General features: G+C 72.0%; 17 protein-coding genes and 1 pseudogene. 9 read left to right on the top strand and 9 right to left on the bottom strand.

Annotated elements, in window-relative coordinates:
* Positions 1-238: 238 nt before the first annotated feature.
* Positions 239-712 (top strand): carboxymuconolactone decarboxylase family protein, encoded by a 474-nt coding sequence (locus ACSU6M_RS31900; RefSeq protein WP_437074463.1) that lies wholly within the window; start codon positions 239-241, stop codon positions 710-712.
* A 54-nt stretch (positions 713-766) separates the two neighbouring features.
* On the opposite strand, the gene ACSU6M_RS31895 is transcribed toward ACSU6M_RS31900, so the two are convergent.
* Together ACSU6M_RS31895 and ACSU6M_RS31890 are read right to left on the bottom strand one after the other, a co-directional pair.
* Positions 767-1,705, bottom strand: a complete 939-nt coding sequence (locus ACSU6M_RS31895) for a tetratricopeptide repeat protein (RefSeq protein WP_437075436.1) — start codon at positions 1,703-1,705, stop codon at positions 767-769.
* Positions 1,706-1,892: 187 nt separating this feature from the next.
* Positions 1,893-2,435 carry a GNAT family N-acetyltransferase gene (locus ACSU6M_RS31890; protein WP_437074461.1) on the bottom strand — a complete coding sequence of 181 codons (543 nt, stop codon included), beginning with the start codon at positions 2,433-2,435 and terminating at the stop codon, positions 1,893-1,895.
* An 87-nt stretch (positions 2,436-2,522) separates the two neighbouring features.
* Between ACSU6M_RS31890 and ACSU6M_RS31885 the strand changes: the two genes are divergently transcribed.
* Together ACSU6M_RS31885 and ACSU6M_RS31880 are read left to right on the top strand one after the other, a co-directional pair.
* A complete protein-coding gene (locus tag ACSU6M_RS31885; protein WP_437074459.1) occupies positions 2,523-3,101 on the top strand; it encodes a TetR/AcrR family transcriptional regulator in 579 nt (192 codons plus the stop codon).
* Positions 3,102-3,271: 170 nt separating this feature from the next.
* The gene (locus ACSU6M_RS31880) at positions 3,272-4,351 is read left to right on the top strand and encodes a fatty acid desaturase family protein (protein WP_437074458.1); all 1,080 of its coding nucleotides are present in this window, start codon (positions 3,272-3,274) and stop codon (positions 4,349-4,351) included.
* Positions 4,352-4,384: 33 nt separating this feature from the next.
* Here ACSU6M_RS31880 and ACSU6M_RS31875 read toward each other — a convergent pair whose 3' ends face one another.
* The 3 genes from ACSU6M_RS31875 to ACSU6M_RS31865 form a co-directional block, all read right to left on the bottom strand.
* Positions 4,385-5,050 (bottom strand): class F sortase, encoded by a 666-nt coding sequence (locus ACSU6M_RS31875; protein ID WP_437074456.1) that lies wholly within the window; start codon positions 5,048-5,050, stop codon positions 4,385-4,387.
* 123 nt (positions 5,051-5,173) lie between these two features.
* Complete coding sequence (locus tag ACSU6M_RS31870; protein ID WP_437074455.1) at positions 5,174-5,653, bottom strand: hypothetical protein; 480 nt, start codon at positions 5,651-5,653, stop codon at positions 5,174-5,176.
* Between the two features lie 286 nt (positions 5,654-5,939).
* Positions 5,940-6,536 (bottom strand): TetR/AcrR family transcriptional regulator, encoded by a 597-nt coding sequence (locus ACSU6M_RS31865; RefSeq protein WP_437074453.1) that lies wholly within the window; start codon positions 6,534-6,536, stop codon positions 5,940-5,942.
* An 86-nt stretch (positions 6,537-6,622) separates the two neighbouring features.
* Here ACSU6M_RS31865 and ACSU6M_RS31860 point away from each other — a divergent pair, with 86 nt between their 5' ends.
* The 3 genes from ACSU6M_RS31860 to ACSU6M_RS31850 all read left to right on the top strand — a co-directional run bounded on the left by ACSU6M_RS31860 (position 6,623) and on the right by ACSU6M_RS31850 (position 9,681).
* The gene (locus tag ACSU6M_RS31860) at positions 6,623-7,231 is read left to right on the top strand and encodes a DUF2867 domain-containing protein (protein WP_437074451.1); all 609 of its coding nucleotides are present in this window, start codon (positions 6,623-6,625) and stop codon (positions 7,229-7,231) included.
* 173 nt (positions 7,232-7,404) lie between these two features.
* Positions 7,405-8,235, top strand: coding sequence for a class I SAM-dependent methyltransferase (locus ACSU6M_RS31855; RefSeq protein ID WP_437074450.1), 831 nt, complete (start codon positions 7,405-7,407; stop codon positions 8,233-8,235).
* 354 nt (positions 8,236-8,589) lie between these two features.
* Positions 8,590-9,681 (top strand): hypothetical protein, encoded by a 1,092-nt coding sequence (locus ACSU6M_RS31850; protein WP_437074448.1) that lies wholly within the window; start codon positions 8,590-8,592, stop codon positions 9,679-9,681.
* Positions 9,682-9,810: 129 nt separating this feature from the next.
* Here the strand turns inward: ACSU6M_RS31850 and groL are convergent, their stop codons facing one another.
* From groL to ACSU6M_RS31830, 4 genes are all read right to left on the bottom strand, one after another.
* Positions 9,811-11,430 (bottom strand): chaperonin GroEL, encoded by a 1,620-nt coding sequence (groL, locus tag ACSU6M_RS31845; protein ID WP_437074447.1) that lies wholly within the window; start codon positions 11,428-11,430, stop codon positions 9,811-9,813.
* A gap of 221 nt (positions 11,431-11,651) precedes the next feature.
* Complete coding sequence (locus ACSU6M_RS31840) at positions 11,652-11,987, bottom strand: alpha-amylase (protein ID WP_437074445.1); 336 nt, start codon at positions 11,985-11,987, stop codon at positions 11,652-11,654.
* Between the two features lie 194 nt (positions 11,988-12,181).
* The gene (locus ACSU6M_RS31835; protein ID WP_437074444.1) at positions 12,182-12,550 is read right to left on the bottom strand and encodes a J domain-containing protein; all 369 of its coding nucleotides are present in this window, start codon (positions 12,548-12,550) and stop codon (positions 12,182-12,184) included.
* Positions 12,551-12,728: 178 nt separating this feature from the next.
* Complete coding sequence (locus ACSU6M_RS31830; protein ID WP_437074442.1) at positions 12,729-14,681, bottom strand: amino acid transporter; 1,953 nt, start codon at positions 14,679-14,681, stop codon at positions 12,729-12,731.
* Between the two features lie 306 nt (positions 14,682-14,987).
* On the opposite strand from ACSU6M_RS31830, the pseudogene ACSU6M_RS31825 reads away from it, so the two are divergent.
* From ACSU6M_RS31825 to ACSU6M_RS31815, 3 genes and pseudogenes are all read left to right on the top strand, one after another.
* Positions 14,988-15,149, top strand: a pseudogene (locus ACSU6M_RS31825) (potassium-transporting ATPase subunit C); the annotation flags it as partial.
* A 47-nt stretch (positions 15,150-15,196) separates the two neighbouring features.
* A complete protein-coding gene (locus tag ACSU6M_RS31820; RefSeq protein WP_437074441.1) occupies positions 15,197-15,880 on the top strand; it encodes a response regulator in 684 nt (227 codons plus the stop codon).
* A gap of 12 nt (positions 15,881-15,892) precedes the next feature.
* Positions 15,893-18,436, top strand: coding sequence for an ATP-binding protein (locus ACSU6M_RS31815; protein WP_437074440.1), 2,544 nt, complete (start codon positions 15,893-15,895; stop codon positions 18,434-18,436).
* Positions 18,437-18,438 lie beyond the last annotated feature (2 nt).

Here is an 18,438-nt window from a genome sequence, read left to right as displayed (position 1 = left end):
CGGGCCACCGGGCCACCGGGCCGCCGAGCCACCGGGCCACCGAGCCACCGAGCCGCCGAGCCCCGCGGTCGCGACGGCCCGTCGCGGAACCGGTCACGGCCGACGGGCCGTCACGGCGGTGGCCGCCCCCGGCCGCAGAGGCGTGACGGGGATCACCTCCGTACGTGTCAGATGACGCCGCGCCGTTCTGTCAGAGCAGTGAACGCAGCGTACGAACGACACGGCAAGGAGCTTCACCATGACCGTCACGGCTCGCCTCGACGCCTTCGGGAACCAGACCGCCGGCAAGATCATCAAGCACCTGGGCGCCGCGGGCAAGGCCATCTCGGACACGGGGCTGCCCACGACCACCCAGGAGCTCGTGAAGATCCGCGCGAGCCAGATCAACGGCTGCGGCTTCTGCCTCGACATGCACACCAAGGACGCCCTCGCGGCCGGTGAGACCTCGACCCGCCTCCACCTGGTCGCGGCCTGGCGCGAGGCGACCGTCTTCACCGAGGCCGAGCGGGCGGCCCTGGAGCTCGCCGAGTTCGGCACCCGCGTCGCGGACGGCGGGGTCCCGGACGCGGTCTGGGAGAACGCCGCCCAGCACTACGACGAGGACCAGCTCTTCGCCCTCGTCTCCTTGATCGCCCTGATCAACGCCTACAACCGGATGAACGTCATGACCCGGCAGCCGGCCGGCGGCTACCAGCCGGGCATGCTCGGCTGACGGCACCACCCTGGACAGCGGTCCTGACCGGCCCGCTCCCCGCCGAGCGGGGGCTCAGCCGTTCTGGATGCGGCGGGCCCTGGCCACGAGCTCGGCGGGCAGGCCGGGGCCGGCGCATGCATGCTCGATCAGCAGGCCGCGGTACTCGCTGTGCGCCAGCCCCGCTGCCAGGTCGAGGAGTTCGCTCAGGTCGGCGGGCGAGCCGGTGAGCCGTGCCCGGTAGGCGGCCCGGGCCGCGCGCAGGGTCGGCTCGGTCGGCTCGTACCGCAGCCCCTGGTCGGTCAGCCGGACCGCCTCGGTGAAGTCGCCCTGCTCGGCGCGCAGATCGGCCAGGTCGAGCCAGAGCGACCAGTTGCCCGGTTCCAGGGCGAGAGCGCGCTCGAACGCCGCCGCGGCCTGCTCCGGGTCCCCCAGCTTGCGCCAGGTCCCCGCCCGTACGACTTCCGTCATCATGATCCGCTCGACACGGTCCGCGCGGTCGCACAGGGCGAACGACGCCTCGGTGCGGCCGCACGCCCGGAGCAGGATCGCCATCTTGGCCAGCGCGTCCGGCAGCGGTTGACGGCCGGAGACCACCTCGATGGCATGGAACCAGGGCCGGAACCGCTCGCGCATGGGCTCGCTGTCCAGAGGACGGCCGTAGTCCATCGTCCGCATCGCGGCCTCGGCCAGCGCGTCGGCGCTCACCTCGCCGAGAAACCGCTCGTCGCCGAACCAGGGGGCCGAGGCCCACGCGATGTCGGGCTGCACCCCCGTGACCGATCCGAGCGCCAGTACCGCGTCGTCCATGTCGCCCTGGAGAAAGCTGATGTACGAGCCCGCCAGGACCGTCCTCAGGGTGCTGGCGTCCTGAAGGACCTCGGCCAGCTCCGACGGCCTCTCCCGCCACAGCTCGGCAAGGACCTCATAGGGCTCGGGGTTCTCCGGCGCGGAGGCGATGGCACCGGTCACGTAGTGCACGGCTGCCGCCGGGCTCCCGCCGCAGTGGGCCATCACCCGCGCGAGCCCCACTCCGGCCGCGACTTCCTGATTCGACACCGTCCGAGGGTATCCCCGGCCCGGCCCCCCTCCCCCGGCGGGGCCGGCAGTCGGCATCGACGGGGTCACCGACGGTGGCTGACGCGTGGTCACGGCCCCCAGCCGGTCGCCGTCGGCCGGCCGAGTCGGGGCGCCCCGTCCGTCAGCCGCCGCCGTCCGCCGCGCCGGCGCGCAGGTCGAGGGTCCAGTTCTGGCCGACGAGATCGTGGCCGAAGCTGTGGTGGGGCTCCTCGTCGGTGAGGGTGAAGCCGAAGCTCTGGTAGATCCTGCGGGCCGCCACCAGCACATCGTTGGTCCACAGCGTCACCTGCTCGTAGCCCGCCTCGCGGGCGAAGGCCAGGCACTCCGCGACCAGGCGCGTCCCGAGGCCGAGACCTCGGCCCTCCGGAGTGACGAGCAGGATCCGCAGCTTGGCCACCCCCGGCCGGTCCCCGGCGACCAGGAAGACACAGCCCACCCGCCGGCCGTCGAGCTCGGCGATCCAGGCCGCCTCACGGGCCGGGTCGTGCTTGACGCCGTAGTCGGCGACGATCTTGGCGACCAGGACCTCGAAGTCGGTGTTCCAGCCGAACTGCCGGTCGTAGACCTCACCGTGGGCCATCACCACCCATCCCAGGTCGCCGGGACGGTCGGCGCGCCGCACGACGGCTCGCCGCTGATCTCGCTGCTGATCTCGCCGCGACATGAGCTGCTCTCCCGGTCCCGTGATCGTTGTCCGCACCGCACGTCGTCCGCACCGCACTGAAACACTCGTTTCAGTTAGGCTAACCGCATGCCCCAGCAAGCGCCAACCCCCTCCGCCCGGCAGACCGAGCTGCTGGAGGCGGCGTACCGGTACGCCCTCACCCACGGCCTGACCGACATGTCCCTGCGCCCGCTGGCCGAGGCCATCGGCTCCAGCCCGCGGGTGCTGCTGTTCCTGTTCGGCAGCAAGGACGGCCTGGTGCGGGCGCTGCTGGCGCGGGCCCGCGCCGACGAGGTGGCGCTCCTGGACCGGGTCAGGCAGCCCGATCACCCCGCCGGGCTGGTCCCGGCCGCCGAGCGGATCTGGGCGTGGCTCGGGGCGAAGGAGCACCGGCCGCTGCTGCGGCTGTGGGCCGAGGCGTACGCGCGTTCCCTGGTCGAGCCCGACGGGGCGTGGTCCGGGTTCGCCCGTGCGACGGTGGAGGACTGGCTCGGCGTGCTGGCCGACTGCCAGCCGCCCGCCGAACGCGACAGCGGGCAGGGTGCCGCCCGCCGCACACTCGCCCTGGCCGTCCTGCGCGGTGCTCTGCTCGACCTCCTCGCCACGGACGACGACGAACGGCTCACCGAGGCCGTACGGCTCCAACTCGCCCTGCTGGAGGGGTGATCGGCGCACCGGGCGGCCGGGCGCGTACGACCGTCCCCTCCGCCTCGCCGACGGGCCCCTCGCTCCGGGCGGCGGGTGTCAGCACCCCCGACCGTCCTGGGGCAGGCCCCCCTCCGGGACGGGGACTGGCAGGCTGTTCCGGACGGCCGGGCGTGCGAAGACTCAAGGGCATGACGATCTCCCCTCAGGCCGCGGTCGCGGCCACCGTGCCCGCCGCCCGTTCCCGTGGCGCCGACTCCCGAGCCGGCAGTGACTTCGCGCGGCTGTCCCGACGTGTCACCGAGGCGGGACTGATGAGGCGCCGACCCGGCTACTACGCCGTGCGGCTCACGCTGGTGATCGGGCTGACCGCGGTCGGCTGGGGAGCGTTCGTCGCGCTCGGGGACAGCTGGTGGCAGATGGCGGTGGCCGCGTTCCTCGCCCTGATGTCCGGTCAGATAGCCCTGGTGTCCCACGACTTGGCGCACCGGCAGGTCTTCCGGAGCGGCCGGACGAGCGCGCTGTGGGGCCGGCTCTTCGGCAACCTCGGTATCGGCATGAGCTACGGCTGGTGGATGAACAAGCACACCCGCCACCACGCCAACCCCAACCACGAGGAACTCGACCCGGACGTCGCCCCGGACATCCTGGTGTGGTCCACCGAGCAGGCCCGCGCCAGCCGGGGAGCGGCCCGTCTCATCGGCGGACACCAGGCGTGGCTGTTCTTCCCGCTGCTGACGCTGGAGGGCTTCAATCTGCATGTCGCGAGCCTGCGGGCGCTGCGCTCGCCGTCCATGAAGAACCGGGCGTCGGAGGCCGCGCTGCTCCTGCTCCACATCGCCGTCTATCTGGCCGCGCTGTTCCTGGTGCTCTCCCCCGGCAAGGCGCTGGCGTTCCTCGCCGTCCACCAGTGTCTCTTCGGCGTCTATCTCGGCTGCACCTTCGCGCCCAACCACAAGGGCATGCCCACGTTCCGCGGCGACGAACGGCCCGACTTCCTGCGCCGCCAGGTCCTCACCTCCCGCAACGTATGCGGCGGTCCGCTCACCGACGTGCTGCTCGGCGGGCTCAACTACCAGATCGAGCACCACCTGTTCCCCAGCATGCCGACCCCTCATCTGCGGCGCGCCCAGGTCCTCGTGCGCGCCTACTGCGCGGAGATCGGGGTGCCGTACCACGAGACCGGGCTGATCCGCTCCTACCGCGAGGCCCTGGCCCATCTGCACCGGGTGGGGGAACCCATCAGGCGGGCCCGCCGGGCCGGGGCCTGACGGTCGGTGGCTCCTGCCAGGTGGGGGCGGCGCTCATGTGAGGTGGGCGAAGACGACCAGGTTGTCCGTGTAGTCCTTGACCGTACGGTCGTAGTCGCCCGCGCAGGTGATGAGGCGGACCTGCGCCTGCTCGGTGTCGGCGTACACCCGCTGGTCGGGGAACTCGTCCTTGTCGAACGTCTCCACGCTGTCGACGACGAAGGTGGCCCGGCGCCCGTCCGCCCGGTCCACATGGAAGACGTCGCCCTTCTCCAGTTCCCCGAGGTCCACGAAGACGGCGGGCGAGGTGGCCGTGTCGACATGCCCGGCGATGATCGAGGTGCCCCGCTCGCCGGGCGAGGGCCCCGCGGCGTGCCAGCCGACGAGGTTGACGTCGTCGGCGGGCGGCGGCTCAAGTTGGCCCGAGGGGCCGATGGACAGGGCGACGAAGGGGGCGTCGACCGAGATCTCGGGGATGCGCAGGCGCACCGGCTTCGAGCGCGGGAGGTGCTTCGTCGCCGGCTGCCCGGCGGGGGGAGCCGACGCGGTCGCCAGGACAGGGGGGCTGGAGACGGTCGTCGGCTCGTCGTCGCCACCGCCGACCACGAGCAGGGCCAGCACCGCGCTCGCCGCGGCCGACAGCACCACGAGCTTGGCGCGTACTCCTGGCTTCACCGGCGGGGGCGTGCCGCCGGCGGGAGAAGAGGGACGAGCTGCCATCGGGTAACCACCTCACCTGGACACGGCAGCGGAGCGGAGAAGCAACGGGATGCCGGATGCCGCCAGGGCCGCCACGCGCGGCGCACGCGCGACGGCCGCGGCGGACTATGGCATCCGACATGGTCAGGCCGCGCTTCCGGTCGGCCTCCTACGGCGTGCCGCGTACAGGCCGGTGCCGGCGACCGCCAGAACGGCCAGCCCGCCCGCGGTCACCGTCGGCGCGGCCAGTGCCCCGCCACCGGTGTGCATGCCGCCACGCGGCTTCTCGTGCTCACCGCGCCAGGAGCCGCCGTCGTGCTTGCCGCCGTCGTGCTTGCCGCCGTCGTTCGCGCCGCCGTCGTGCTTACCGCCGTCGTTCGCGCCGCCGTCGTACTTGCCGCTCTCGGAGTGGTCCTTCTCGACGCCGTGCTCCTTGTGCTGACCGTCGCGCGAGGGGTCCTGCCAGGTCTCCTCGCTGTGCTCCCCGCCCTGCTCCTGGCCGTACGAGGAGTCCCCGTGATCGTTCCCGACCGCGGAGGCGGCGGGGGCGCCGAGCACCAGGACGGCCGAGGCCGCCGCTGTGGTCAGCAGGGTGCGTGCGGAACGGATCCTGTTTCCACGCATCTGACTTCCTTTCCGCCGACGGCGGGAGCGGCTGACACGACATCAGCCAAGAGACACCCCCGCTGCGACGTGAACCACCGTCAGCCGCGGGCGCCATACACGCCACCCGGAGCGATCAGCTGGGTGACACGCCGTACGCCATCCCCCGATCGGCCGTCAGCGGCTGCCTCACTGCCCGCTGAAGGCGACCTGCGCATGCCGTGGCGGGCGTGTGGAGCAAGCGGCGCGCCCGTAGGGGTGAGGCGGCGGCCGAACGCCGCTCTCACCCCGGCGAGCCACGCCGTTCTCACGCTCCGGTGAGGGCGAGTGTCGCCTCAAGGAGTGTGGAGGTCAGTGCGGGGAGCCGGTCGGGGGATTCGGACAGCAGGAACAGCCAGGCGAAGACGGGGCCCACCAGCAGGGCGTTGAGGGCGGCCGGGTCGGGGCGGGCGGTGAGTTCGCCGCGGGCGGCCGCGCGGTCGAGGATCTCGGTGAGGGTCCGGCGCTGGGCCGCCAGGTATTTCTCGTCGAAGCGGTCCCGCAGTACGGGGTCGGCGTGGATGTCGGCCAGCAGCCCGGGGACCGTCCCCGGCGGCGGTGCGGCCATGCTGTCCGCGATCTCGGCGAGCACGGCGGCCAGGTCCGCGCGGAGCGATCCGCGGTCGGGGGCCACGGCCAGGAAGCGATCCGGGAGAAGAACTTCGAAGATCATCTCCTGTTTGGTGGCGTACCGCCGGTAGATCGCCGCCTTGCCCACACCGGCGCGCGCGGCCACCTCGGCCGTCGTGAGGCGCGCGTATCCCACCTCGGCCAGCAGCTCATGGACCGCCGTGGCGACGGCGTCGTCGACGCGGCTGTCCCGGGGGCGTCCCCCTCGGCCGCGAGGTTGCTCTCGCACAGGCATGGGTGCATCATACGAGACCAGGAGTATCGAAACCAACGGTTCCATAATCGACTCCGGCGGGCACCCCGCCCCGAAGGGAATGACCGATGCGCATCCCCAGAGCCGCCCACACCGCACAGCCGTGGCGGATCCACGAGTTCACCCGTGACTTCCGGATCGAGGACGTCTGGTCCTTCCGCGCGCCCGACGCCGGACCCGACGACTTCCCCGTGATGATCGAGGCGCTCAAGACGGCCTACGACACCCAGAAGGAACCCGCCGCCGTCCGGTTCCTGTTCGCGGTGCGCTGGAAACTGGGCGCCCTGCTGGGCTGGGACACCCCGCGGGCGGGCCTCGGCGGACGGGTCGCATCGCTGCGCGACCGCCTCCCCCACGACCTCGCCCGGACCGTGCAGGACGCCGTCCCCTGCGGCGACCCGTTCTCCGAGGTGTACCAGGTGGAGGACGAGGCGGCCCGCGAGCTGGCCAACCGGACCGTGCACGACATCATGCACCTGGGCTGGGTGGCGACCGCCGACGGCGGCTACGAACTGCGCATGGCCGCGCTGGTCAAACCCAACGGACTCTTCGGACGGCTGTACATGGCCGCCATCCTTCCGTTCCGGTACCTCATCGTCTACCCGGCCCTGACCCGCCGATGGGAACGGGCCTGGCTCGACTTCGGCCGCCCGAACCGCCGCGCCCTGAAGGGGTGACCGCCCGCCCCACGGGGACAGGGCGAGGGCGCGGCTCCCGCCGTACCGGGCCACCGCCTCCCCCTGCGGGCAGCGCCGAGCGGCGCCGGAGGCGGGCGCGTGAGACAGTCGAAGAGGGTGCGCGAGTCGGCGGACTCGACCGCCCCGCTCGTACGGCTGGGAAGGGGTCCGACATGTCGCAGGCAAGTGAAGCGGACCAGGCCGACCAGGCACTCAAGGCGAAGCACCGCGCGATGTGGGCCCTGGGCGACTATCCCCGGCTGGCCGCCGACGTCATCGCGGAGCTCGGAGGCGTGCTCGTACGGAGCACCGTCAGCCCCGGACAGCGGGTACTGGACGTGGCGGCGGGCTCGGGCAACGCGGCCATCCCCGCCGCTCTGCTCGGGGCCGACGTCGTGGCCTGCGACCTCACCCCCGAGCTGCTGGAGAGCGGACGCCGGCAGGCGGCGGAGCGGGGTGCCGAGCTGGAGTGGCGTGTGGCGGACGCGGAGTCGCTGCCGTTCGGGGACGGCGAGTTCGACGCCGTGATGTCCTGCGTCGGTGTCATGTTCGCCCCGCACCATCAGCAGGCCGCCGACGAACTGGTCCGGGTCTGCCGGCCGGGCGGGGTCATCGGGCTGATCAACTGGACGCCCCAGGGATTCATCGGCCAGATGTTCGCCGCCATGCGCCCGTACGCGCCTGCGCCGCCGCCCGGCGCCCAGCCGCCGCCCCTGTGGGGCGACCCCGACCATGTGTCCGCGCTGCTCGGCGACCGCGTCACCGGCCTCGACGCCCGGCGCCAGACCCTTCGCGTCGACCGGTTCACCGCGCCCGAGGACTTCCGCGACTTCTTCAAGTCCTTCTACGGCCCCACCATCGTCACCTACCGCACCATCGCCGACGACCCCGACAAGGTCGCCGCCCTCGACACAGCCCTCACGGACCTCGCCGGCCGCCACCTGCGGGACGGCGCGATGGAGTGGGAGTACCTGCTGGTCACCGCCCGCCGCAGCGGCGCCTGACGGCCTTCTGATCCGGCCAGGGCGCTCGGTCAGGAGCGCGAGCGCCCCTGAAGTGCTGCTTCACCTCCCACAAGCTGCTTTCGGCCAGTGGCTGGCCGACTGCCGCTGTGCAATTCTCTGAACGCCTTGGGGGGAAAACGGAATTGTCCGGGGGGTCTCACATCTCAGCCGCGCGCCGCTCTCCGCCGCGTGGCCGCGGGAGCGCACGCCTCGGCACAGCCGGCTCGACGAGCCGTGCCGTGCCGTGGTGTGCCGCGGCCGGTTCCGTTCCGTGGTGGTGACCACCGGCGCGTACCGCGGGTGCCTCTGCCGTCCTCACCCTCCATTGCCCGTGTCCGGGAGAGAAGGGAAGAGATGAACACGACCACCAGAGGCAGGGCCGCACACCGGCCGGCCCGCATGCTGCGGCTCCTGATGACGCTCGCGCTCACCGCGGGGTTCTTCGCCGTCACACCGTCCCCCGCGCAGGCGGCGGCGACCCGCGGCTACGCCTACGTATGGGCGAACCAGCCGTCCGCCCCGCTCAACACGCCCTACACACCGTCCGGTTACTACAGCCGCAACTCCACCGGCGCGGTGAACTCGGTGGTCCGCACGGGCGTCGGCCAGTACACGGTGCGCATGCCCCGGCTGGGCCTGCTGGGCGGCACGGTGCATGTCACGGCGTACGGCGCGACCAACCACTCATGCAGCGTGGCGTACTGGACGCCGGTCGGTGAACGGCTCGACGTGCACGTGCGGTGCTTCGCGGCCTCCGGGTACCGCGCCGACACCTACTTCAGCGCGAGCTACGTCAACACCGCCTATCTCGGCGGGAGGTTCGGCTATGTGTGGGCGGACCAGCCGTCCTCGGGTTCGTACACGCCCTCGCTGACGTACCAGTTCAACTCCGCCGGGGTCCGCAACACCATCACCAGCAGCGGTATCGGCCAGTACACGGTCCGGCTGCCCTCCATCGGCTCCGCGGCGGGGCATGTGCAGGTGACGGCGTACGGTGACGTGGCGGCGCGCTGCAAGGTGGTCAACTGGTACCCGTCGGGAACCGCCCAGATGGTCAACGTCCGCTGCTTCACCCTGGGCGGCGCCCTGCGCGACACCCGCTTCACACTGACGTACACCCGCGGCACCGGCCTGCTGCGCACCACGCCCGCCGCGTACGCCTGGGCGAACCAGCCGACCGCGGCCTCGTACGTGCCCTCGGCGGCGTACCAGTACAACTCCGCCGGACACACCAACCGGATCACCCGCCACGGCGTCGGCGTCTACCGCGTGTGGACGCCGGGCATGCCCCTGGGCTACGGCAATGTGCAGGTGACCGCCTACGGCGCCGACTCCCGGCACTGCAAGGTCGACCACTGGACCCCGAGCTCCGGCATCCAGGTCCGCTGCCTCACCGCCTCCGGGTCGCCGGCCGACACCTACGTCGACGTGTCGTTCGTCCGCTGACCGCGACGGCCGACCGGAACCGCTGACCGGGACCGGCGCGCGTCGGACGGCCGCCACCGTCCGACGTGCGCCACCGGGACGCCGGTGACCCGCGCCGTGCGGGCCACCGGTGTTCCGGGCCGGTGCCGGCTACAGATCGGCCGCGGCCGTGTCCTTGCCCTTGCCCTTGTCCTCGGGCTTGTCGGCGATGACGGCCTCGGTGGTGAGGAACAGCGCGGCGATGGAGGCGGCGTTCTGCAGCGCGGAACGGGTCACCTTCGCCGGGTCGATGATGCCCTCGGCGATCATGTCGACGTACTCGCCGGTCGCGGCATTCAGACCGTGGCCGACGGGCAGCGTGCGGACCTTCTCCGCGACCACACCGCCCTCCAGACCGGCGTTCGCGGCGATCTGCTGGAGCGGGGCGGACAGGGCGCGCCGGACCATCTCCGCACCGGTGCGTTCCTCGTCGTCCACGTCCAGCTTCTCGAAGGCCGTCTCGGACGCCTGGAGCAGGGCGACACCGCCACCGGCGACGATGCCCTCCTCGACGGCCGCCTTCGCGTTGCGGACGGCGTCCTCGATGCGGTGCTTGCGTTCCTTGAGCTCCACCTCGGTGGCGGCACCGGCCTTGATGACGGCCACGCCGCCGGCGAGCTTGGCCAGGCGCTCCTGCAGCTTCTCGCGGTCGTAGTCGGAGTCGGAGCGCTCCAGCTCGGCGCGGATCTGCTTGACCCGGCCCTCGATCGCGACACCGTCGCCGCCCCCGTCCACGATGGTGGTCTCGTCCTTGGTGACGACGACCTTGCGGGCGCGGCCGAGGAGGTCCAGGGTGGCGTTCTCCAGCTTCAGGCCGACCTCCTCCGACACGACCGTGGCCCCGGTGAGGACGGCCATGTCGCCGAGCATGGCCTTGCGGCGGTCGCCGAAGCCCGGCGCCTTGACGGCGACCGACTTGAAGGTGCCGCGGATCTTGTTGACGACCAGCGTCGCCAGCGCCTCGCCCTCCACGTCCTCGGCGATGATCAGCAGCGGCCGGCTTTCCTTCATGACCTGCTCCAGCAGCGGCAGCAGGTCCTTCACCGCGGTGACCTTGGAGCCGAGCAGCAGGATGTAGGGGTCTTCCAGGACCGCTTCCATGCGTTCGGCGTCGGTGACGAAGTAGGGCGAGATGTACCCCTTGTCGAAGCGCATGCCCTCGGTGAGCTCCAGCTCCAGACCGAAGGTGTTGGACTCCTCGACGGTGATGACGCCTTCCTTGCCGACCTTGTCCATGGCCTCGGCGATCAGCTCGCCGATCAGGCGGTCGCCGCCCGCGGACACCGCGGCGGTGCTGGCGATCTCCTCCTTGGTCTCCAGTTCCTTGGCCTGTTCCAGCACGGCCGCGCAGACGGCCTCGACGGCCTTCTCGATCCCTCGCTTCAAGGTCATCGGGTTGGCCCCGGCGGCCACATTGCGCAGGCCCTCGCGCACCAGCGCCTGGGCGAGGACGGTCGCGGTCGTCGTACCGTCACCGGCGACGTCGTCCGTCTTCTTGGCGACCTCCTTGACCAGCTCGGCGCCGATCTTCTCGTACGGGTCCTCGAGCTCGATCTCCTTGGCGATGGACACGCCGTCGTTGGTGATCGTCGGGGCGCCCCACTTCTTGTCCAGCACCACATTGCGGCCCTTGGGGCCGAGCGTCACCTTCACGGCGTCCGCGAGCTGGTTCATGCCGCGCTCCAGCGCGCGGCGCGCCTCCTCCTCGTAAGCGATGATCTTCGCAGTCATCGGTACGGTCTCCTCCGCATCGATCCGTGGGTCGACGACGGTGGACCAGGGTGACGCCCGCGACGTCCACCCGCGCGGCCGGACGCGCCGGTCACGGCCGCACGAGTACGTCACCCGACCCAGCCGTTGGCACTCTCGACCAGAGAGTGCCAACTCTCATGTAGCACTGCCGACTCCCCCGCGGCAACTCACCGGCCGGCGAGGTCGGTTCTCATGGACCGTCAGGCGCCGCTCGTCGTGGGATCGCAGGTCCGCAGCCCGGTGACGTAGTTGCCGTCCGTTCCGTAGCCGGCGAAGGTCGCCCACCCGCCGGGCTGGATGACGCGGCACGGGGCGGACTGGCCGTTGGTGTACTCGACCGTGACGGCGACGGTGTCGCCGCAGCCGTTGAAGACATCGGTGTAGCGCCAGCTCTGGTAGTACTGCACGCACTCCGGGGCGGTGGCCTCGGTGGCCGCCGCGGCGGAGGGGGCGGCCGTGAGGGCCGTCAGGAGGCCCGCCGCGGTCATGGCGGACAGGGTGACCGGTCGCGCTATGCGCTTCAGAAGCTCGTTCATGCCCCGCATCCTTGGGGCACGACAAGATCTTGCGCAACTTTCTGCAAGCATTTTCAGCCAGCCGGGGATCGTTGCTGTTTAACCAGCAGGCAAAGGCCGGTTTTCCGCGGTGAAATGTGTTGCACACCTTCCCCTGCCGACGGCGGAGTACGGCCGTGCTGCGAGCTCGGTTCAGGTGAGTGACGCGCCTGCGTCTATGAGGAGCCTCGGCGCGGGGTGCGTTCCCAGTGGACGGGGCCCGCTCGCAGGGGCGGCTCGGGCGGGACGGGGATCTGGAGCACGGTGAGGCGGGCCGGTGGCCGGGCGGGGCGCGGCGGCGGCTGTTCGGGCCCCGGTGGCCGTCGGCGGGCCGGCTCGTGGGCGCGGTCGTAGGCCGCGCGGCGCACCGGGTCGCGCAGTGTCTCGTACGCCGATCGCACCTCGCAGAACCGCTGCGCGGTGACGGCGTCCACCCGCGTGTCGGGGCGCAGTTCCCGGACCCTGGCCCGGAAGGCGGAGGTGAGGGCTGCGCCGGTGGCCGAGGGTGCCACGCCCAGGACGGCGTACAGGTCCGGCTTCTCCATGCGGGCCACCTCCCCGGCCCCGCGAGCTGCGCTTTGGGTACGACGTGCCTCTACACCGACTTAAGACTCGAGGCGTCTTCTGTCAAGGACGACGGGGACGGACGACCGTCGCCGATCGGGCACTGCGGTCCTCGGAGTTCGGCGCGAACGTGACCGCCGAGGACGCGTGGTGGTCGTCTCAGCCGGTGTGCACGCGGGGGCGGCGCGTCGGGTTCGGTTCCGCCTCGCGCAGGACCTCACGGGTGACGGGGGCGACCTCGCCCTGGCCGAAGAGGAGGAAGCGGAGGAAGTTGGCGAAGGGGTTGCCCTCGGTCCACTCGACGTAGATGTGCGGGGTGTGGCCGGTCGCGTCGCGCACATGCAGGAGCAGCGCGGCGAGGGCGTTGGGGACGGAGGAGGACTCCAGGGTGAGCACCCGGTAGCGGCCGTGCATGACCTCGCCGCGCACGACCAGGCCCGCCTCGAACTCGGAGGGGTCGGTGACGGTCACCTCGACGAAGACGAAGTCGTCCTGGTCGGTGAGGTCGTTGTCGTCGCGGATCTGCTCGACCTTGGCGCGGTACTCGGCCTGGTCGCGGGCGTCGGGCTCGTTGGCGACGAACCGGATCCTGCGGCCGGCGATGTCCCGGACGAACCGTTCCGCCATGTCGTCGAGCGTCACGTCGGTCACGCGCAGTTCGAAGGCGCGCAGCAGCCGGGACAGAAGCGAGACGAGGACGATGCCGACGATGAAGCAGGCGCCGATCTTGACACCGTCGGGGCGTTCGACGACGTTCACGACCGTCGTGTACAGGAACACCGCCGATATCGCCGCGAAGGCGACGGTCCGTTTCCGCTGCCCCGCTGTGCGCGCGGCGATGGTCACCGCGATCGCCGCCGAGCTGATCAGCACCAGCACGCCGGTGGCGTAGGCGCCGCCCTGGGCGTCGACGTCGGCGTCGAAGAGCCAGGTGACGAGGAAGCCGATCAGGGTGAAGACGACGACCATGGGGCGGGCGGCCCTGGCCCAGTGCGGGGCCATGCCGTAGCGGGGCAGATAGCGCGGCATCAGGTTGAGCAGACCGGCCATCGCGGAGGCGCCCGCGAACCACAGGATGAGGATGGTCGAGATGTCGTAGACCGTGCCGAAGGTGTTGCCGAGGTAGGCGTGCGCCAGGTACGCGAGGGCGCGGCCGTTGGCCTGGCCGCCCTCCTCGAACTCCTTCTCCGGGATCAGCAGAGTGGTGATGAAGCTGGTCGCGATCAGGAAGGCGCTCATGATGAGGGCGGCCGTGGTCAGCAGCTTCTTCGCGCCGCGGACGCGTCCCGCGGGCCGGTCCGGCGTGTCCCCGGGGTCCCCCTCGACATGCGGCATCACCGCGACGCCGGTCTCGAAGCCGGACATGCCGAGTGCCAGCTTGGGGAACACGATCAGGGCCATGCCGATCATGACGAAGACGTTGCCGTGCTCGGCCGTCAGGGCGTTCGTCCAGTCGGTGACGACATGGCCCTCGGTGACCACGTGATAGAGGCCGACGGCGACGACGATCGCGTTGAGGGCCAGGTAACTCGCGACCAGGGCGACGGCGACGCCGATCGCCTCCAGAAAGCCCTTGAGGAACACGGCACCGAGCAGGGCGATCAGGACCAGGGTGATCAGCAGCTGCTGGTCGTGGAGGGCGTTGGCCAGATGGGGGTTCTCCACCAGGTGGGTGGAGGCGTCGGCGGCCGACAGGGTGATGGTGATCAGGAAGTCGGTGGCCGCGAAGCCCAGCAGCGTCAGGACGAACAACTTGCCCTTCCAGAAGGGGAGCAGGCGCTCCAGCATGGCGATGGAGCCCTCGCCGTGCGGGCTCTCCTCGGCCACCCTGCGGTACACCGGCAGCGCGCCGGCCAGGGTGACGATCACCAGGACGATCGTCGCGACCGGCGACAGCAGGCCCGCCGCCAGAGCCGCGATGCCGGGCTGGTAGCCGAGGGTGGAGAAGTAGTCGACGCCGGTGAGGCACATCACCCGGTACCACGGCCGGCCCTGGTGCGCGGGCTCCGGCCGGCTGTGCGGGCCCGTGGGGCCGTCGCCCTTGCCCCTGTCGGACAGTCCCTCCAGCATCCATGCGCGCAGACGGCGCGGAGGGGGTGCGGTGGCGACCATCAAGGGCTCCTGACGTGCGGTGATGCGTGCTGTGCGGCCATCGCTCGGACGGCCGGACCAGCGTAGGCAGACGGTGGTGCCCGGACCGCCCCCTGAGCCGACGAAGGCGTCAAGGCGGCGTCAAGGATTTGCCGGTCGCCTCCGCGACAGCTCCGAAGTCCCGGTCGCGCGCGGGAGATCGGCGCCTGATCTGCGCGCGGCGCGGACGTCAGCCCCGGCGAGGGCGATGCGGTCGAGGGGTGTCGCGTCCGGCGGCGAGCCGGCGACCACCGGTGAGTCGGCGCCCGTCATCCGGGAGCGAAACGGCAGGTCCGCCGGGCCCCAGGGGGCAACGGCCTGGCCGTCGCCGAGGTGGGGCGGCCGGTCGGCGCGCAGACCGAGGGCCGTACGCTCGGCTTCATCGGCGAGCCGCGGGTGAGCGTCCGCAGGCTCGACATGGCCCTGAGGGACCTCATGGCGCGCAGGTGAGGGCACCTTCCTCACGGCCCGACGTACGACAGGAGAGGCACACACCCATGACCCGGGTGCTCGTGGTGGAGGACAACCCGCAGCTGCTGCGGGCCCTCGTGATCAACTTGCAGGCACGTCACTACGGCGTGGACGCCGCACCCGACGGGGCCACGGCGCTGCGGCTCGCCGCCGAGCGTCAGCCCGACGTGGTACTGCTGGACCTGGGCCTGCCCGACATGGACGGCGTGGCGATCATCAAGGCGCTGCGCGGCTGGTCCCGGGTGCCGATCCTGGTGCTGTCCGCCCGGCAGTCGTCCGGCGAGAAGGTCTGCGCGCTCGACGCGGGCGCGGACGACTACATCACCAAGCCGTTCAGCATGGACGAGCTGCTGGCCCGGCTGCGGGCCGCCGTCCGCCGTACCGAGGACATCCCGCTGACCCCGGAGACCTCGCTCGTCGAGACGGACGGCTTCAGCATCGACCTGCTCGCCAAGAAGGTCGTCCGCGACGGTCAGGACGTCCGTCTGACGCCGACCGAGTGGCATCTGCTGGAGATCCTGGTGACGCGTCCGGGGCAGCTGATCACGCAGAAGCAGCTGCTCCAGGAGGTCTGGGGCATCTCGCAGCGCAACAAGAGCAACTATCTGCGCGTCTACATGGCCCAGCTGCGCCGCAAGCTGGAGAAGGACCCCTCCCACCCCCGCTATCTGATCACCGAGCCCGGCATGGGCTACCGCTTCGAGGTCTGACCGAGGAACCCCATGGCACGCGGCAAGCTCCGGATCTACCTCGGCGCGGCACCGGGCGTCGGCAAGACGTACGCGATGCTCTCGGAGGCGCACCGCCGGGTGGAGCGCGGCACCGACTGCGTCGTCGCCCTCGCCGAGCACCACGACCGGCCGCGCACCGAGGTGCTGCTGCACGGGCTGGAACAGGTGCCCCGCCGCCACGTCGCCCACCGCGGCGCGGTCTGCCCGGAGATGGACGTGGACGCCGTCCTGCGCCGGGCCCCGGCGGTCGCCCTGGTCGACGAGCTGGCCCACACCAATGTGCCCGGCTCGCGCAACCACAAGCGCTGGCAGGACGTCGAGGAACTGCTCGCCGCGGGCATCGACGTGATCTCGACCCTCGACATCCAGCATCTGGAGTCGCTGGGCGACGTGGTCGAGTCCATCACCGGGGTGCGGCAGCACGAAACCGTGCCCGACGAGGTCGTACGGCGTGCCGACCAGATCGAGCTGGTCGACATGTCGCCGCAGGCGCTGCGCCGGCGGATGGCGCACGGCAACATCTACCGGCCGGACAGGGTCGACGCGGCCCTGTCCCACTACTTCCGGCCGGGCAATCTGACCGCCCTGCGGGAACTGGCGCTGCTGTGGGTGGCCGACCGGGTCGACGCGTATCTGACCGAGTACCGCAGCGAGCACGACGTCTCCAGGATCTGGGGCTCGCGCGAGCGGATCGTCGTCGGGCTGACCGGCGGCCCCGAGGGACGCACGCTCGTCCGGCGGGCCGCGCGGCTCGCCGAGAAGGGCGCCGGCGGGCAGGTGCTCGCCGTCTACGTCTCCCGCAGCGACGGCCTGACCGCGGCCTCGCCGAAGGAACTCGCGGAGCAGCGCACGCTGGTCGAGGCCCTGGGCGGAACGTTCCACCATGTGATCGGGGACGACGTCCCGGCCGCGCTGCTGGACTTCGCGCGCGGTGCGAACGCCACACAGATCGTGCTGGGCGTCTCCCGCCGCCGGAACTGGCAGTACGTCCTCGGGCCGGGCGTCGGCGCCACCGTCGCCCGTGCCTGCGGACCCGACCTCGACGTCCACCTCGTCACCCATGACGAGGCGGGCAGGGGCCGCGGGCTGCCGGTGGCGCGCGGGGCACGGCTGGGACGGTGCCGGGTGGTCTGGGGCTGGTTCGTCGGTGTGCTGGGCCCGGCGCTCCTCACCTGGATCCTCAAGGGTGCGGCGCCGGATCCGGGCCTGGCCAACTCCATGCTGCTGTTCCTGAGCCTGACGGTGGCGGCGGCCCTGCTGGGCGGGCTGCTCCCGGCGCTGGCGTCCGCGGTGGCGGGCTCCGCGCTGCTGAACTGGTTCTTCTCCCCGCCCTTCCACACCCTGACGATCGCCGACGGCAGGAACATCGTCGCCATCGCGGTCTTCGTGGGCGTCGCGGTGTCCGTGGCCTCGGTCGTGGGCCTCGCCGCCCGGCGGACCGACCAGGCCGCGCGGCTGCGGGCCGAGTCGGAGATCCTCTCCTTCCTCGCGGGGCATGTGCTGCGCGGCGAGACCTCGCTGGAGGCGCTGCTGGAGCGGGTCCGGGAGACGTTCGGCATGGAGTCGGTGGCGCTGCTGGAGCGGACCGGCGAGACGGCGCCCTGGACATGTGCCGGGAGCGTGGGGCCGCGGCCCGCCGAGACCCCGGAATCCGGGGACGTCGAGGTGCCGATCGGCGACCACATGGCGCTGTCCCTGCGCGGCCGGGTACTGCCGGCCGCCGACCGCCGGGTGCTGGCCGCGTTCGCCGCGCAGGCCGCCGTCGTCCTCGACCGGCAGCGTCTGCGGCGCGAGGCCGACCGCGCCGCGGAGCTGGCGGAGGGCAACCGCATCCGCACCGCGCTGCTCGCCGCCGTCAGCCACGACCTGCGCACCCCGCTGGCCGGAATCAAGGCCGCGGTCTCCTCGCTGCGCTCGGACGACGTCGACTGGTCGCAGGAGGACCGGGCGGAGCTGCTGGAGGCCGTCGAGGACGGCGCCGACCGGCTCGACCAGCTGGTCGGGAACCTGCTGGACATGTCCCGGCTGCAGACCGGCACCGTCGCCCCGGTCGTCCGCGAGACGGACCTCGACGAGGTGGTGCCCATGGCGCTCGTCGGGGTGCCCGAGGACAGTGTGGACCTGGACATCCCGGAGACGCTGCCCATGGTCGAGGTCGACCGGGGGCTGCTGGAGCGGGCCGTCGCCAATGTCGTCGAGAACGCCGTCAAGTACAGCCCGCCGCGGCAGAAGGTCCTGGTCTCGGCCAGCGCGCTCGGGGACCGCGTAGAGCTCCGGGTCGTCGACCGCGGTCCGGGTGTGCCGGACGAGGCCAAGGACCGTATCTTCGAACCCTTCCAGCGCTACGGCGACGCCCCGCGCGGCGTCGGCGTCGGTCTCGGCCTCGCGGTCGCCCGCGGCTTCACCGAGGCCCTCGGCGGCACCCTCCACGCCGAGGACACCCCCGGCGGGGGCCTGACCATGGTGCTCGCCGTCCGCACGGCCCCGCGGCGACCGCGGCAGCCGGATCCGGAGCCGGGCGCGGCGGCGGCCTGAGG

This window comes from Streptomyces sp. enrichment culture, from assembly GCF_964272895.1.
In the GTDB taxonomy this organism is placed as follows: domain Bacteria; phylum Actinomycetota; class Actinomycetes; order Streptomycetales; family Streptomycetaceae; genus Streptomyces.
Note: the sequence above shows the minus strand (reverse complement) of the source record. Positions and strands in the feature narration are given on the sequence as shown.

What these genes read in the sequence shown, in the direction of transcription:
- ACSU6M_RS31820 (WP_437074441.1), top strand. Translation starts at nt 15,197, where the DNA reads ATGACCCGGGTGCTCGTGGTGGAGGACAACCCGCAGCTGCTGCGGGCC.
- ACSU6M_RS31900 (WP_437074463.1), top strand. Translation starts at nt 239, where the DNA reads ATGACCGTCACGGCTCGCCTCGACGCCTTCGGGAACCAGACCGCCGGC.
- ACSU6M_RS31870 (WP_437074455.1), bottom strand. Translation starts at nt 5,653, where the DNA reads ATGCGTGGAAACAGGATCCGTTCCGCACGCACCCTGCTGACCACAGCG.
- ACSU6M_RS31815 (WP_437074440.1), top strand. Translation starts at nt 15,893, where the DNA reads ATGGCACGCGGCAAGCTCCGGATCTACCTCGGCGCGGCACCGGGCGTC.
- ACSU6M_RS31855 (WP_437074450.1), top strand. Translation starts at nt 7,405, where the DNA reads ATGTCGCAGGCAAGTGAAGCGGACCAGGCCGACCAGGCACTCAAGGCG.
- ACSU6M_RS31885 (WP_437074459.1), top strand. Translation starts at nt 2,523, where the DNA reads ATGCCCCAGCAAGCGCCAACCCCCTCCGCCCGGCAGACCGAGCTGCTG.
- ACSU6M_RS31840 (WP_437074445.1), bottom strand. Translation starts at nt 11,987, where the DNA reads ATGAACGAGCTTCTGAAGCGCATAGCGCGACCGGTCACCCTGTCCGCC.
- ACSU6M_RS31895 (WP_437075436.1), bottom strand. Translation starts at nt 1,705, where the DNA reads ATGGCCCACTGCGGCGGGAGCCCGGCGGCAGCCGTGCACTACGTGACC.
- ACSU6M_RS31890 (WP_437074461.1), bottom strand. Translation starts at nt 2,435, where the DNA reads ATGTCGCGGCGAGATCAGCAGCGAGATCAGCGGCGAGCCGTCGTGCGG.
- ACSU6M_RS31860 (WP_437074451.1), top strand. Translation starts at nt 6,623, where the DNA reads ATGCGCATCCCCAGAGCCGCCCACACCGCACAGCCGTGGCGGATCCAC.
- ACSU6M_RS31850 (WP_437074448.1), top strand. Translation starts at nt 8,590, where the DNA reads ATGAACACGACCACCAGAGGCAGGGCCGCACACCGGCCGGCCCGCATG.
- ACSU6M_RS31835 (WP_437074444.1), bottom strand. Translation starts at nt 12,550, where the DNA reads ATGGAGAAGCCGGACCTGTACGCCGTCCTGGGCGTGGCACCCTCGGCC.
- ACSU6M_RS31830 (WP_437074442.1), bottom strand. Translation starts at nt 14,681, where the DNA reads ATGGTCGCCACCGCACCCCCTCCGCGCCGTCTGCGCGCATGGATGCTG.
- ACSU6M_RS31865 (WP_437074453.1), bottom strand. Translation starts at nt 6,536, where the DNA reads ATGCCTGTGCGAGAGCAACCTCGCGGCCGAGGGGGACGCCCCCGGGAC.
- groL (WP_437074447.1), bottom strand. Translation starts at nt 11,430, where the DNA reads ATGACTGCGAAGATCATCGCTTACGAGGAGGAGGCGCGCCGCGCGCTG.
- ACSU6M_RS31875 (WP_437074456.1), bottom strand. Translation starts at nt 5,050, where the DNA reads ATGGCAGCTCGTCCCTCTTCTCCCGCCGGCGGCACGCCCCCGCCGGTG.
- ACSU6M_RS31880 (WP_437074458.1), top strand. Translation starts at nt 3,272, where the DNA reads ATGACGATCTCCCCTCAGGCCGCGGTCGCGGCCACCGTGCCCGCCGCC.